This window comes from Streptosporangium sp. NPDC003464 (assembly GCF_053588315.1).
The window spans coordinates 1-14664 of sequence record NZ_JBSFPS010000103.1; the positions used below are offsets into that span (position 1 = coordinate 1).

A 14664-nucleotide genomic window follows, 5' to 3' on the forward strand; every position below is an offset into this window, starting at 1 on the left:
CCCGGCCCCCTTCACCTGCTCGGGCGCCATGTAGGCGGGTGTGCCCGCGCCGCGCCCGCTCTGCGTGGCTCCCGCGTCCAGTGCGCGGGCCAGGCCGAAGTCGATGACCCTCGGCCCGTCCGGGCCCAGCAGCACGTTCTGCGGCTTGAAGTCGCGGTGCACGATCCCGGCGCGGTGGATGGCCGCCAGGGCGGTGGCCGTGCCGATGGCCAGGCGCTCCAGCGCGCCTCCACCGCGGGGCCCGCCATCGGTGACCTCACGGTGGAGCGAGGGGCCGTCGACGTATTCGCTGACGATGTAGGGCCGGTCATCGGCCAGCCCGGCCTCGATCACCTGGGCGGTGCAGAAGCGGGCCACCTGCTTGGCGAGCTCGACCTCGCGCAGGAAGACCGCCTCGTCCTCCCCGAGCGGGCCGTGCAGCAGCTTGATCGCATAGGGCGCCGATCCGGTCGCGGGGTGCACCCCGAGATAGACCACCCCCTGGCCGCCCTCTCCCAGGCGGCCGACGATCGCGTATCGGCCGATCCTTTCGAGGTCCCCCGTCCTGAGCGGCTGCGCATGCGGCACGCGGGCCTCCCTCCCACCACTCTTCCCACTCAAGGAGAGGTATTCCCGGCAGTCAACGGTGGTGAAGCGCTCATGGCCCCGACCGTGACACTCATGTGATGCTCGGGTCAGGGGGAGCGGACCATGTCCCCGGAGTAGCGGGGCACCCGCTCGCCCGTCCTGGTCACCTGGAAGGCCAGCCGGTCGGGGCCGCGCGGGGAGAACGCCACCGTGCCCGGGTAGCACTGGCCGCCGGTGACACCGACCAGCCGGTAGGTGGTCTCGGCGCCGGTCCGGGAGAGCCGGGCGGCGCAGTGCAGATCGGCTCCCCACCTCATGCTCGCCCCCTCCCCCGTGAAGCGGACCTCCACGGGGAAGACCCGCTCGGCGGTGGAGTGATCGGCGACGCCCGTCCAGGTGCCCGTGTAGGAGAAGCCCTCACGGGGCCAGAAGACGGCCGCCCCGGCCACGGCGGCCGCGATCGCCAGGCCCACCGCCGCGAGCAGCGGCCACCGGCGCCGCCGTGACGTCCCCACCCTCACCGCGGGGAGCTCGGCGGTCGCGGTGGGAGGGGCCCACGGCTCCGCCTCCGGCCCTCCGTAGGCCGGGAGCTCCGCCGTCGGGACCCCGGAGGCCGGGGACTCCCCCGTCGGGACTTCGGACGGCGGAGGCTCCCCCGTCGAGGACCCGGACGGCGGAGGCTCCGACACCACTGACCCGGCCGCCGCGGACCCGGAGGCCGTCACCGGAGCGGCCCCGGGTGTTCCGGCGGGCCGGGAGACGGCGGCGCTGCCGTACAGCCGGCGCAGCACCTCCTCGGCGACCGGCCGGTCCCCGGGCTCGGCGGCCAGGCAGGCGACCACGATCTCCCGGAGCGGGCCGGCCAGCGGGCCCAGGTCGGGCCTGCCGTACAGGATCCTGGCCAGCACCTCGTGGTAGGAGCCGGCGGAGAAGGCGTGTCGGCCGGTGGCGGCGTAGGCGACGGTGAGCGCCCAGCCGAATATGTCGGCCGCGGGCCCGGCGGGCTCGCCCTTGATCTGCTCGGGGGACATGTAGGCGGGAGTCCCGAAAGGGATCTTGCCGGTGGTGATCGTGGCGTCCATCATCCGGGAGATGCCGAAGTCGATGACCCGGGGGCCGTCCGCGCCGAGCAGGACGTTGCCCGGCTTGAAGTCGCGGTGGACCACCCCGGCCCGGTGGATGGCGGCCAGCGCGGTGGCCGTGCCGACCGCGATGCGGTCCAGCGAGCCGTCGGCGCGGGGCCCCTCGGCCGCGATGTGCTCCTGGAGCGATACCCCGTCGACGAGCTCGCTCACGATGTAGGGGCGGTCGCCGTCGAGGTCGGCGTCGAGCACCTGAGCCGTGCAGAAGGGGGCGACCCGCCGGACGGCCTCGATCTCGCCGGCGAGGCGGCGGCGGACCCTCTCGTCGTCCACCAGCCGGGCGTGCAGCAGTTTCACCGCGACGCGCGTGTTCTCCGGGGACTCGGCGAGGAAGACGACCCCCTGGCCTCCCGCGCCGAGGCGGCCGGTCAGCCGGTAGGGGCCGAGTTGCCGGGGGTCCTCCGGCCGGAGCGGAGCCGGACGCGACATGGGACCCGACTATAACGACCTCTCGTTCATGCCAGGAAACGCGCGTGATCGTCGAGCACCGGGAGCACGCGGGCGGCGGGGGCGCTGGGGAGGTTGAGCACGACCTCCTCGATGCCCGTCTCCCGGTAGTAGTCGAGCTTCTCCCGGGTCGGCAGCGTCCCGAACGGGATCACCCTGACCATCTCCCTCCCCGCCTTCTCGCAGGCCTCACGCAGGGCGGGGAGCGCCGCCCGGACGCCTCTGCCCCCGATCGGCATCCAGCCGTCGGCGTACTCGGCGACGTGGGCGAAGAGCTTCGGGCCCGCCGCGCCGCCGACGTAGACGGGCGGCCCGGACACCGGCTTGGGCCAGGACCAGGACGGTTCGAAGCGCACGTGACGGCCCTCGAAACCCGCCACGTCCTGGCTCCACAGCGCCTTCATGGCGAGCATGTGCTCGCGGGCGACGTCCCGGCGGGAGCCGTAGGCGACGCCGTGGTCCTGGATCTCCTCCACGTTCCAGCCGAACCCGACGCCGAGCACCGCCCGCCCGCCGGACAGGTGGTCGAGGGTGGCGACGGCCTTGGCGGTCACGATGGGCTCGCGCTGGGCGGCGAGCAGGATCCCGGTGCCGAGGGTGATCCGGCTGGTCACGGCCGCCGCGTGGGAGAGCGCGACCAGCGGGTCGAGGGTGCGGCTGTACTCCTCGGCGAGCACGGCCTCCCCGGTCGGGGGGGCCGTGCGGCGCGAGGTCGGGATGTGGGTGTGCTCGGGCAGGTAGAGGGAGGCGAAGCCGCGCTCCTCGACGGCCCGGGCCAGCTCGGCGACCGGCATCGACAGGTCGGTGGCGAACATCGTGACACCCAGCCGCATGACAGCCTCCGCTCCCCGCGCCGGGCGGGCTCTTGCCAAACCAAGCGATTGCTCGGCTACCATTCCTAGGGTAGCTTGCCAGGCGGGCAATCCTCACGGAAGGGCGCTCATGGCGTTCACGGACTTAGGCGACGTGCGGCTGTTCCACACCGACGACGGATCGGGAGACCCGGCACTGCTGCTCGTCCACGGCCTGGGGTCGGACTCCCATGAGTGGGTCCACCACATCCCCGCGCTCGCCGGGCGGCACCGGGTCATCGCGGTGGACATGCGCGGGCACGGCTACTCGTCGGCGCCGGAGACCGGCAACACCCCACGGCTGATGGCCGAGGACCTCGCCGGGCTCTGCGCCGAGCTCGGCGTCGGGCAGTGTGTCGCGATCGGCCACTCCATGGGGGGCCAGATCGTCTCCCACCTGGCGGTGGAACACCCGTCGCTGGTCAGGGCGCTGGTCACGGTCGATCCGGGATACGGCTTCACGGGCCCGGTGGCCGCCTCCTTCCCCGCGCTGATCGAGCAGATGCGCGAGGACCCCCTGGCCGCCAGCCTCCGCAACGACCTGTGGACCTCCACCGGGGCGACCCCGGGCTGGCTGCGCGAATGGCACCGGCGGCGGATCCTGGCCACTCCCCCGCACGTGCTGCTCCAGGCGTTCGAGGCGATGTTCGGCGGGCCGGAGCCGCTCGGTCTCCGCCCCAACTCCGACGGATACCTGTCACGCCGGACCTGTCCGGTGCTGACCTTCTGGTTCGATCCGGCCCAGGCCGCGTGGGAGGCGGGTCTGTTCAAGGACCCGCGCTCCAGAGCCGTCACCTGGGAGGGCAGCGGCCATCGGCTGCACGAGGAACGCCCCGGGGAGTTCCTCCTCGTCGTCACAGACTGGCTAAGGAGCCTGGCATGAAGTTCTCGATATTCCTCAACCCGCAGATCCCCGGCTCCGGATACTCCAACGAGGAGAACGCGGTCGCCAAGCGGCCGATCGGGCGGAGCGTCGAGTCCTACCAGGCGCTGCTCCACGAGGTGCGCGAGATCGCGATCCACGCCGACCAGATCGGCTTCGACGCGCTGATGATGACCGAGCACCACTTCCACTCCGAGGGCTTCGAGTTCTCGGTGAACCCGCTGATGTTCCTCACCGACCTGGCGGCCAGGACCGAGCGCATCCTGCTGGCCCCGCTGGGCATCGTGCTGCCCGCCTGGGACCCGATCAGGGCGGCCGAGGACGTGGCCCTCCTCGACCAGTTCAGCAAGGGCCGGCTGAGGCTCGGCGTGGCCCGCGGCTACCAGAACCGGTGGATGAACGTCCTGGGCCAGCGCTGGCAGGCCACCGCCGCCCGCTCCGACGGCTCCAAGACCGACACCCGCAACTTCGACGTCTTCGGCGAGGTCCTGAAGATCATGAAGATGGCGTGGACCCAGGACACGCTGCGCTACAAGTCCGACGTGCTGGACTACGAGGTGCCCGCGCCGTTCGACGGCATCGAGGGATGGCCCGCGCTGGAGTGGACCCAGAAGTTCGGCGCGCCCGGCGAGGTCGACGACCAGGGCAGGATCCACGCCGTCTCGGTCGGGCCCAAGCCGTACCAGAACCCGTACCCGGAGCTGTGGCAGCCGTTCACGATCTCCGACCGCTCGGTGATCCGGGCCGCGCAGGAGGACATCCTGCCGTGGATGTTCACCCCGAACCCGGACGAGCACGCCGCCAAGGCCAGGCTCTACCAGGAGGAGTCGGCCAAGTGCGGCCGCGACTACAAGCTGGGCGAGCACACCGGCATCCTCAAGATCGTCGGCATGGCCGACACCCGGGAGGAGGCCATCGCCACCTACGGCATGAGCATGCAGAAGGACTTCGCCGCCTTCTTCGGCCCGTTCGGCTACCTGGAGGTCCTGCGCAAGAAGGAGGACGACCGGCACCAGCCGATCAGCCCGGAGAAGGGCGACTACAAGCGCATGAACGAGGTCGAGATGGCCCTGCTCGGCGGCCCCGACGACATCAAGCGCGGCATCCAGCGGATGCTCGACCGGATGCCCGACCTGGAGTGGTTCGGCCTGTTCATGCAGGGCCAGCAGGGTGTCCTCCCCCTCGACACCGTCAAGCGCAACCTCGAACTCTTCGCCACCAAGGTCATCCCCGAGTTCTCCGACTGACCCTTCCGAATCTACGAAGCCCGGGGAGGACCCGTGCAGTTCTGGCTTGGAGCGTCGTTCGTCGAGACCGACCAGTTCGTCGAACTGGCCAAGGTGTCGGAACGGTGCGGCTTCCACACGCTCACGCTGTCGGACCACATCTTCTACGCCGACTTCGACTCCCCCTACCCCTACTCCGAGACGGGCGCGCCCCGCTGGGACGCCGAGACCCACTGGCCCGACGTGTGGGTGACGATCGGGGCGATGGCCGCGGTCACCTCGACCCTGCGCTTCGCCCCCAACGTCTACGTCGCCCCGGCACGGGACCTGTTCACCGTCGCCAAACAGGTCTCCACGGCGGCGGTGCTCTCCGGGGACCGGGTGACCTTCGGCGTCGGCGTCGGCTGGTGCAAGGAGGAGTTCGTCCAGACCGGTCAGGACTTCCACACCCGGGGCCGCAGGATGGACGAGATGATCCCCGCGCTGCGCGAGCTGTGGGCCGGCGGCACGGTCGAGCACCACGGCGCCCACTTCGACTACGGCCCGCTGTCGATCTCCCCCGTCCCCGCCCGGCCGGTGCCGTTCTTCGTGGGCGGCGACAGCGAGGCGGCCCTGCGCCGCGCGGCCCGGATCGGCGACGGCTGGATGGGCAACCGCGTCTACACGGAGGAACAGCTCGACGAGATCCTCGCCGCGCTCAGACGTCACCTGAAGGAGTACGGCAGGCCGGAGGACGCCCTGGAGATCATCGCCCCCCTCGCGGTCATGCCCGACGCGGGCACCTACCGGCGCTTCGCCGACAAGGGCGTCACCGGCACCCTGGCCGCCCCCTGGTGGCTGGCCACCCCCGAGGAGAAGGCCGAGCACGGTGACGGTCTCGCACTCAAGATCGCCACCATGGAGCGTTTCGCCGAGGAGGTCATCGCCGAGATGTGACCGTGGCCGGGCCACGGCCCGCCGCCGGACCCGGCTCCGGCGGGTGGCGGGCTGGTCAGGCGGGTGACGCCGAGCGCCGTCCGGGAGAGAGCGACCCGGTAGCCTGGCAGGGTGTTGGAAGAGATCACAGCGACCCGCTACGTGACGCCCCTGCGCGAGGGCGGGTCGCTCCCCGGGGTGGTCGAGGCCGACGACCTCGGCACCTACGTCGTCAAATTCCGTGGCGCCGGGCAGGGCCGCCGGGTGCTCGTCGCGGAGATCATCTGTGCCGAGCTGGCCAGGCGGCTCGGCTTCCGCACCCCCGACCTGAAGGTGATCGACGTCGATCCGCAGCTCGGCGCCCGGGAGCCCGACGAGGAGATCCAGGATCTGCTCAAGGCCAGTGAGGGCCACAACCTGGCGGTCGACTTCCTGCCCGGCGCGCTCGGCTTCGAGCCGCTCGCCTGGCCCCCGGACCCTGACTCCGCCTCCCGACTGCTCTGGTTCGACGCCTTCGTCCACAACGTCGACCGGAGCTGGCGCAACCCGAACCTGCTCCTCTGGCACGGCGACGTCTGGCTGATCGACCACGGCGCCGCCCTCTGGTTCCACCACAACTGGCCCACCGCCGACCCGCAGCGCGGCTTCGACGCCGCCGACCACGTGCTGGCGCCCTTCGCCACCCGGATGGCCGAGGCCGACGCCGAGCTCAGCGAGCAGATCACCAGGGACTTCCTCGACGGGGTGGTCGACGAGGTCCCCGACGAGTGGCTGGAGGACGAGCCCGGCTTCGACGGCGCGCAGGCCGTACGGCAGGCGTACGTCGAGCACCTGCTGGCCCGCGCGCAGGGGCCCCGCTCCTGGCTGCCCGGCCCTTCGAGCGCTCCCAGGCAGGACAGGAAGACCGGCTCGGTCGGTGCGTTCTGGAAGGACAACCGGTGAGAGACGTCTACGAGTACGCCGTGATCCGGGTGGTCCCCCGCGTGGAGCGGGGCGAGCTGATCAACGCCGGGGTGGTGCTCTACTGCCAGCCGCGTTCCTACCTGTGCGCGCGGGTGGAGCTGGACGAGACACGGCTGCAGGCGCTCGACGCCCACGCCGACGTCGACGGGGTGCGGCACGCGCTCGGCGCCTACCAGCGCTCCTGCACGGCTGACGCGGGGCCGCTGACCGGTGAGCCGCTCGGCGGCCGGTTCCGCTGGCTGACCGCCCCGCGCAGCACGATCGTGCAGACCGGCCCGGTCCACGCCGGCCTCACCACCGACCCCGAGGCCGAGCTGGAGCGCCTGATGTCCTGCCTGGTGCGCAGCCTCTGAGAGGTTCCGGCGTCCGCCCCCGCCCCGGGAGCCGTCCGGGCCGGCGGCCCGCTGACGACCGCGTCGCCCTGGCGGGCGTCGGCCACGCACCGCGCGGGCACGGCCCGGTGCGAGGTTCCGGCCTGCGCCGTCAGCTGCCTCCGCCACCCGCGGAGCACCTTCCGCCACCCGCGGAGCACGTTCCGCCGCCCGCGGAGCACGTTCCGGAACCGCCGCCCGCGGAGCACGTTCCGGAACGAGCTGTCACGCGCGATCGATCGTGGAACTCCGGAGCGCGCGGCCGCGACGGGGGAGGAGCACGATGAAGCATCCGGCCAGGCACCCGGCGGCGCCGGCGGCGAGGAGCCACGCGCCCGAGGACTGGGAGCCGTACTCCTCCTGGTCGGCGTCGGCGAACCCCGCGTACCGGTCGGCCTCCCGGGTCAGCTCCTCGTACCGCCCGGGATCGGTCCCCTTGACGGTCTCCGCCTCACTGAGCAGTCCGGCCGCCTTCCGCAGGTGCCCGTCGATCCGTTCCTGCGTGGCGCCCGCCCGCAGGAACACCGACGCGCTCAGCCCCGTCACGATCAGGGCCACGACCAGCAATCCCGTTCCGAACCACGTCTTCCGCTGTGCCACCTTCATGGGAAGGGACCGTAATCCGGTGTCCGGGCCGACCGCACCCGTCGCCGGGATGATCCGGTGTCCCCCGTCCGAGTGACCCGTGACCAGGCGCCTTCCTCCGGACAGCGGCCGCGCGCACGCTCCGGACGCCGGGAGGGCGCCGGCGCTCAGAAGAGCACCGACATGAAGGTGCCGACCTCCTTGAACCCCGCCTTGCGGTAGGCCGCCCTGGCCGGGGCGTTGTAGTCGTTGACGTACAGCGAGACCACCGGCGCGAAGCAGTCGAGCGCGTGCTTGACCACCGAGGCCATCCCTGCCGCCGCGTGCCCGCGGCCGCGCAGGTCGGGGTGGACCCAGACGCCCTGGATCTGGCAGGCCAGCGGCGTGACCGCGCCGATCTCGGCCTTGAAGACGACCCGGCCGTGCTCGATCCGGGCGTAGGAGCGGCCGATCCGGATCAGCTCGGCGACCCGGGAGCGGTAGAGGGCACCGCCGTCCCCCGCCTCCGGGGAGATGCCCACCTCCTCGGTGAACATCGCCACGCAGGCGGGGAGCAGGATCTCGAACTCCTCCGGCCGCACCCGCCTGACCAGGGGGTCGATCGGGACCGGGGACGGCGTGGTGGCCGCCATCACCGGCTGGGCCCAGCGGACCGCGCGGGCGGCGCCCCAGTGGGGCTCCAGCCGCTCCCACAGCGGAGCGACGGCGTCGGCGGGGCCGACAATCGAGGAACAGCGGCGCCCTTGTTTACGGGCGCGGTCAGCGAAGGCGTGCACGGCGTCCGTGCCGGCGTTCACCGGGACCAGGTTGGCACCGGCATAGCAGAGAGAGGTCAGACCGCCGCGCGGCCCGAACCCCCACATCTGACCGCCGAGCCTGGCCGGATTGAGCCCGACGGCACGGACCCTGGAGGCGACGAAGACGTTGACGACGGGGTCGGCGTCCAGAAGGGCCAGCACCTCGTCACGATCGTTGTCGTCGAGCACACGCGACGCCGTTGTGCGCAGCATCACGCGATCAGCCTACGCGACCCCTTCGATTTTGGCAGGAACCAACCTAGAGCCAGTCATCTCCGCCTACTCAAATCAACCCTCGCCGCCATACGGGCGGTGGGCACGGGCTCGGCGACCCCCGTGCAGCGGGCGTCCGGCCCGGTCGCGGCGCGCTCGTCCGGACCCGGCAGGCTGCCGTCCTTGAGGTAGGCCGCCAGATAGCGGTCCGCGCAGCGGTTCCCGCTGAGCACGACACCGTGGTTGCCGCCGGGCACGGTCACCAGCCGGGAGCCGCCGAGCAGCTTGCGCATCTGCAGGGCCCCCGGATACGGCGTCGCGGCGTCACGCTCGGCCTGGACGAGCAGGACCGGCGGCAGGTCGCGGCTGTCCTGGATCTTCACCGGGGTGCCGCCCCGCTCGGACCAGAACGCGCACGGCGCGTTGTACCAGGCGTTCGGCCAGGTGAGGAAGGGCGTGGTGGCGTGCAGCCGGGACATGTCGCTCCGCCACCGGCTCCACTCACGCGGCCACGCGGCGTCACGGCACTGAATCCCCAGGTAGACGGCGTAGCCGTTCTCCGCCTTGGCGTCGTTCTTCACGTGCCGCTGGTAGGCGGCGAGCATGGGCGCCGTGTCGCCCTTCTTGACGTAGGCGGAGAACGCCCTGGCGAGCTGCGGCCAGGCCGCGTCGGAGTAGCCGCCGACGGTGTAGATGTCGTCGAGCTCGCTCGGGCCCACCACCCCGCCGGCCGGGCGGGTGCGCAGCCGCTCCCGCATGGCGTACCAGGCGAAGGAGACCGACTTGCCGGTGCCGCCGAGCTTGTAGACGTCGTTGTGGCGGGCGGTCCACTTCAGGAAGTCCTGGTGCCGCCGGTCGAAGGCGACGTCCTGGGCGAGGTTGGCGGCGTACCAGACCCCGCGGGGATCCACGACGCTGTCCAGGACCAGCCGCTTGACCCGGTCGGGGAAGAGCGTGGCGTAGACCGCGCCGAGGTAGCTGCCGTAGGAGTAGCCCAGGAAGCTGATCTCGGACTCGCCCAGGGCCTCCCGGATGGCGTCCATGTCCCGGGCGGAGTTCGCGGTGGTCATGTGGGGCAGCAGCCAGCCCCACCGGTTGCCGCACGCCTCGGCGTACTGCTTGGCCCGGCCGATCAGCACGTTCTCCTCCCGCTCGGTGCGGGGCACGTGGTCGGGGCGGGGGGCGGCGTAGTATTTCGCGGGGTCCACGCATCGGAGCGCGGGCTCGCTGTCCCCCACCCCCCGGGGGTCGAAGCCGATCACGTCGAACCGGTCGGCCAGGTTGTCGGGGAGCCGGGCGGCGACGTATTTGGCCAGGTTGCGGCCGGAGGCCCCGGGGCCCCCGGGGTTGACCAGCAGCACGCCCAGGTGGTTGTGGTCCCGCGAGGCCTTCCCCTTGATCCTGTTCAGGGCCAGGCTGATGGTCTGGTACGGGTTGGCGTAGTCGAGCGGCACCCTGAGGTTGGCGCACTCCACCTCGCCCTCTCTCGTCCTGGACCTGGCCGGGGCGGTGAGCACGCCGTCGAGCGGCACGGTCTTGGGGGCCTCGTCACAGGGCCCCCAGACCAGCTCCTCCCGCCCCTGCGCCACCGCCCCCTCCGGAACCCCGAGGGTGGCGGCCAGCATCCCGATGGTCGCGACGATCCCGACGACCCTTTTCACAGAGACTCCCCCTACTCATAAGGCAGAGGCGATGGTCTCCCAGGTGATGGCACCGTCATCGGTAACACACCCGGATCATTACCACTCTGTAGTCAAGCGATTGCGGTATGTAATCGATGCGGGCAAGGGCGGGGCGGCTCCGTCACCGCGCGTCCACGGGACACCCATGGGTCCCGCGCGGCGGGTGGCCTGCGGATGTGAGTGGACGGCTGTGCGGAGGTGCACAGCCGTCCAGGAGGTGCACAGTCGTTCAGAGGTGTACGGCACGGCCGCCCGGCGGCGCGCAGCCGTCCGGCGCAGCTCGTCCGGTGCAGCCGTCCGGCGGCCCTGGGACATCCGGCGGCGCGCACGGCCGTCCAGGCGGCGCACGGCCGCCCGGCGGGCGCTAGCGGACGATGACCTCGGGACCGGAGGCGCCCTCGTCGTCGAGGTCGACCTCCACGCCCATCTCCTCGGCCAGGCGCAGGGCCTCCTCGATGAGGGTCTCCACGATCTGGGACTCGGGGACGGTCTTGATGACCTCTCCCTTGACGAAGATCTGGCCCTTGCCGTTGCCGGAGGCGACGCCGAGATCGGCCTCGCGGGCCTCGCCGGGGCCGTTGACGACGCACCCCATCACCGCGACGCGGAGCGGGACCTTCAGCCCCTCAAGGCCCGCCTGGACCTGCTCGGCCAGGGTGTAGACGTCGACCTGGGCGCGGCCGCAGGACGGGCAGGAGACGATCTCCAGGCCGCGCTCGCGCAGGTTCAGCGACTCCAGGATGCCGATGCCGACCTTGATCTCCTCGACCGGCGGGGCCGACAGCGACACGCGGATGGTGTCGCCGATGCCCTCGGAGAGCAGCGCGCCGAACGCGACGGCGGACTTGATCGTGCCCTGGAACGCCGGGCCCGCCTCGGTGACCCCGAGGTGGAGCGGGTAGTCGCACCGGGCGGCCAGCTGGCGGTAGGCCTGGACCATCACGACCGGGTCGTTGTGCTTGACCGAGATCTTGATGTCGCGGAAGCCGTGCTCCTCGAAGAGCGAGCACTCCCACAGGGCCGACTCCACCAGCGCCTCAGGGGTCGCCTTGCCGTATTTCTGCAGCAGGCGGGGGTCGAGCGAGCCGGCGTTGACGCCGATCCTGATGGGCACCCCGTGGTCGGCGGCGGCGCGGGCGATCTCGCCGACCTTGTCGTCGAACTTCTTGATGTTGCCGGGGTTGACCCGGACGGCGGCGCAGCCCGCCTCGATCGCGGCGAAGACGTATTTCGGCTGGAAGTGGATGTCGGCGATCACCGGGATCTGGGACTTCCTCGCGATGATCGGCAGCGCGTCGGCGTCGTCCTGGGAGGGCACGGCCACCCGGACGATCTGGCAGCCCGAGGCGGTCAGCGCGGCGATCTGCTGGAGCGTGGCGTTGATGTCAGCGGTGACCGTGGTGGTCATCGACTGGACGGAGACCGGCGCGTCCCCGCCCACCGGCACGGAGCCGACCATGATCTGACGGGATTTGCGTCGCTCGGCGATCGGCCTGGTCCTTACGGAAGGGATCCCGAGAGCAACAGAAGTCATTTTCAGCCCTTGTGAAGTCGACGACTTCCCCAGTCTAGGCAGTCGCGGTGAGCTCCCGAGCCCGTGCCCGCGCCCATTCGTCGGCATCGAGCACTTCTGCGACGGAATCTGCTCCTGTCACGGTGTGCTCGGAGACCACCGCCGTCACGGTGTCGACGATGCCGGGGAAGGGCAGCCTCCCGGCCAGGAAGGCGTCGACGCACACCTCGTTGGCGGCGTTGTAGACGGCGGGGGCCGTGCCGCCGGCGGAGCCGACGTGGCGGGCCAGCGCGACGGAGGGGAAGGCGTCGTCGTCGAGGGGGTCGAAGGTCCAGGTGTGGGCCCTGGTCCAGTCGACGGCGGGGGCGGCTCCGGCGACCCGCTCCGGCCAGCCGAGGGCCAGGGCGATGGGCAGCCTCATGTCGGGCGGGCTGGCCTGGGCGATGACCGAGCCGTCCACGAACTCGACCATGGAGTGGACGACCGACTGGGGGTGGACCACGACGGTGATCCTGTCGAAGCCGATGTCGAACAGCAGATGGGCCTCGATGACCTCCAGGCCCTTGTTGACGAGTGTGGCGGAATTCACCGTGATGACGGGCCCCATCGACCAGGTCGGGTGGGCCAGGGCCTGCTCCGGGGTCACGTCCGCGAGCTCCGCGCGCGACCTGCCGCGGAAGGGCCCGCCGCTCGCGGTGACGATCAGGTTGCGCACGGCCGACGCGTCGGGACCGGCGGGGCCGGCGGCCCACAGGCACTGGGCGAGCGCGGCGTGCTCGGAGTCGACGGGGATGAGCTGTCCGGGCTTGGCCAGGCGCTTGACCAGCGGGCCGCCGATGATCAGCGATTCCTTGTTGGCCAGGGCGAGCGTCCTGCCCGCCTCCAGCGCGGCCAGCGTCGAGGTCAGCCCGAGCGCGCCGGTGATGCCGTTGAGCACCGTGTCGGACGGCCAGGCGGCGGCCTCGGCGACCCCTTCGGGCCCGGTGAGCACCTGGGCGCCCACCCCGTGCGCGGCCAGGGCCTCGCGCAGCCGCGGCGCGGCCGAGGGGTCGGCCACGGCCACCACGTCGGGCCGGAACTCGGCCGCCTGACGGGCCAGCAGGTCGATCCGGCCGCCGCCGGCGGCGAGCGCCGCCACCCGGAACCGGCCGGGGTTGCGGGCGATGACGTCGAGGGACTGGGTCCCGATGGAGCCGGTCGAGCCGAGCAGGACAACGGAGCGGGTGGTGTCTGGCTGCACCGCCCCATTCTCCCGGCTGCCGCTCACCTGTCGAACCAGGGTCGAAATCTGTGGTGCGTGAAACGCAGGGGGAAATGCAGTTCTTACGTCGGAATTTCGCCATATCAATAGTCGTAAATATTGAGAAATGTAGCCATGCAGCGCACTAGCTTCCCCACTCACCATCAGGTCTCGGGAGGTACGAATGCGCCGCACGGCACGCCTGGTCCCCGTCATCGCCCTCGTCACGGGCGCCACCCTGCTCCCGGCGGCGGCCGCGCACAGCGCCGCCGCGCCGGCGGCCTCCCTTCCGGCCGCCCCCCGGCCCGCCGAAAGGGATGCCGCCGACACCACGACCGAGCAGCGCACCGTCCAGCGTTACTGGACGGGGGCGAGAATGGAGGCGGCCCAGCCGCTCGACGCCTACGCTCCGAAGAAGGACGGTCTCCGGCTCACCGCGGCGGCGATCGCGGCACAGGCCGCGGCCGACCCCGTCTCGGTCCCCGCGACCGCGCCGGACGGCGACGCCGTCACCGCCGTCCGGGCCGCCGCCGCACGCGCCACCACCGGATCGCGGTGGACCCGCGGCGGCGCGGTCGCCAAGACCGCCGGCCGGGTGTTCTTCACCTATCAGGGCCGCAACGCCTCCTGCTCGGGCAACACGGTGACCAGCGACAACAGGAGCACTGTGATCACCGCGGGGCACTGCGTGAAGCTGGGCGGGGCCTTCCACGGCAACTGGGTGTTCGTGCCGGGCTACGACGCCGGCGAGCGGCCGCACGGCACCTGGGTGGCGACCACGCTCTACACCACCCCGCAGTGGAACAACAGCGAGGACATCAACTACGACGTGGCCGCGGCCGTGGTGGCCCCGCTGGAGGGCCGGTCGCTGACCGACGCGGTCGGCGGGCAGGGCGTCTCCTTCAACCAGCCCAGGCGGCGGCAGATGCACTCCTTCGGATACCCGGCGGCCGCCCCCTACGACGGGTCGAAGCTGGTCTACTGCAGCGGGCGGTCCTTCGACGACTTCCTGATGTCCCGCGACATCGGCCTCGGCTGCGACATGACCGGCGGGTCGAGCGGCGGCCCCTGGTTCACCGGCTTCGACGAGGGCACCGGCCTGGGCACGCTGAACTCGGTGAACAGCTTCAAGTACGGCTTCGCCGCCGGCTGGATGTTCGGCCCGTATTTCGGGACCGAGGCGCAGGCCGTCTACGAGGCCGCGCAGGGCACCGGCACCCCCTGAGATTCACCGAAAGTAGTCACAACAGCACACCACGTAGTGCAAAA

Annotated in this window: 14 protein-coding genes; 6 read left to right on the forward strand and 8 right to left on the reverse strand. The window is 71.7% G+C overall.

All coding sequences use genetic code 11. The features are described 5' to 3' along the window. The 3 genes from ACWDS7_RS22910 to ACWDS7_RS22920 all read right to left on the reverse strand — a co-directional run. Positions 1-567, reverse strand: a 567-nt coding sequence (locus tag ACWDS7_RS22910) for a serine/threonine-protein kinase (RefSeq protein WP_451930914.1), incomplete at its 3' end; no start/stop codon positions are given. A 107-nt stretch (positions 568-674) separates the two neighbouring features. Then, complete coding sequence (locus ACWDS7_RS22915; RefSeq protein ID WP_451930915.1) at positions 675-2138, reverse strand: protein kinase domain-containing protein; 1464 nt, start codon at positions 2136-2138, stop codon at positions 675-677. Positions 2139-2164: 26 nt separating this feature from the next. Then, entirely contained in the window at positions 2165-2989 is an 825-nt protein-coding gene (locus ACWDS7_RS22920) for an LLM class F420-dependent oxidoreductase (RefSeq protein WP_451930916.1), read from the reverse strand. A gap of 109 nt (positions 2990-3098) precedes the next feature. On the opposite strand from ACWDS7_RS22920, the gene ACWDS7_RS22925 reads away from it, so the two are divergent. From ACWDS7_RS22925 to ACWDS7_RS22945, 5 genes are all read left to right on the forward strand, one after another. Beyond that, positions 3099-3890 carry an alpha/beta fold hydrolase gene (locus ACWDS7_RS22925; protein WP_451930917.1) on the forward strand — a complete coding sequence of 264 codons (792 nt, stop codon included), beginning with the start codon at positions 3099-3101 and terminating at the stop codon, positions 3888-3890. After that, the gene (locus ACWDS7_RS22930; RefSeq protein ID WP_306856743.1) at positions 3887-5137 is read left to right on the forward strand and encodes an LLM class flavin-dependent oxidoreductase; all 1251 of its coding nucleotides are present in this window, start codon (positions 3887-3889) and stop codon (positions 5135-5137) included. The genes ACWDS7_RS22925 and ACWDS7_RS22930 overlap by 4 nt, the downstream gene beginning before the upstream one ends. A 33-nt stretch (positions 5138-5170) precedes the next feature. Then, positions 5171-6052: a TIGR03619 family F420-dependent LLM class oxidoreductase gene (locus ACWDS7_RS22935; protein ID WP_451930918.1), complete on the forward strand. Its 882-nt coding sequence runs from the start codon at positions 5171-5173 to the stop codon at positions 6050-6052. Positions 6053-6163: 111 nt separating this feature from the next. Next, positions 6164-6973, forward strand: coding sequence for a HipA family kinase (locus tag ACWDS7_RS22940; protein ID WP_451930919.1), 810 nt, complete (start codon positions 6164-6166; stop codon positions 6971-6973). Continuing rightward, entirely contained in the window at positions 6970-7347 is a 378-nt protein-coding gene (locus ACWDS7_RS22945; RefSeq protein ID WP_306856740.1) for a DUF3037 domain-containing protein, read from the forward strand. The genes ACWDS7_RS22940 and ACWDS7_RS22945 overlap by 4 nt, the downstream gene beginning before the upstream one ends. Positions 7348-7590: 243 nt before the next feature. Here the strand turns inward: ACWDS7_RS22945 and ACWDS7_RS22950 are convergent, their stop codons facing one another. The 5 genes from ACWDS7_RS22950 to dxr form a co-directional block, all read right to left on the reverse strand. Beyond that, complete coding sequence (locus tag ACWDS7_RS22950; protein WP_451930920.1) at positions 7591-7971, reverse strand: hypothetical protein; 381 nt, start codon at positions 7969-7971, stop codon at positions 7591-7593. Positions 7972-8117: 146 nt separating this feature from the next. Next, entirely contained in the window at positions 8118-8960 is an 843-nt protein-coding gene (locus tag ACWDS7_RS22955; RefSeq protein WP_306858539.1) for a GNAT family N-acetyltransferase, read from the reverse strand. 56 nt (positions 8961-9016) lie between these two features. After that, positions 9017-10621: an alpha/beta hydrolase gene (locus ACWDS7_RS22960; RefSeq protein ID WP_451930921.1), complete on the reverse strand. Its 1605-nt coding sequence runs from the start codon at positions 10619-10621 to the stop codon at positions 9017-9019. Between the two features lie 385 nt (positions 10622-11006). After that, positions 11007-12176, reverse strand: coding sequence for a flavodoxin-dependent (E)-4-hydroxy-3-methylbut-2-enyl-diphosphate synthase (ispG, locus tag ACWDS7_RS22965; RefSeq protein WP_451930922.1), 1170 nt, complete (start codon positions 12174-12176; stop codon positions 11007-11009). A 34-nt stretch (positions 12177-12210) separates the two neighbouring features. Continuing rightward, on the reverse strand, positions 12211-13395 hold the full coding sequence (dxr, locus tag ACWDS7_RS22970; protein WP_451930923.1) for a 1-deoxy-D-xylulose-5-phosphate reductoisomerase: 1185 nt from the start codon (positions 13393-13395) through the stop codon (positions 12211-12213). A gap of 184 nt (positions 13396-13579) precedes the next feature. On the opposite strand from dxr, the gene ACWDS7_RS22975 reads away from it, so the two are divergent. Then, entirely contained in the window at positions 13580-14620 is a 1041-nt protein-coding gene (locus tag ACWDS7_RS22975; RefSeq protein WP_451930924.1) for a trypsin-like serine peptidase, read from the forward strand. Positions 14621-14664: the final 44 nt, after the last annotated feature.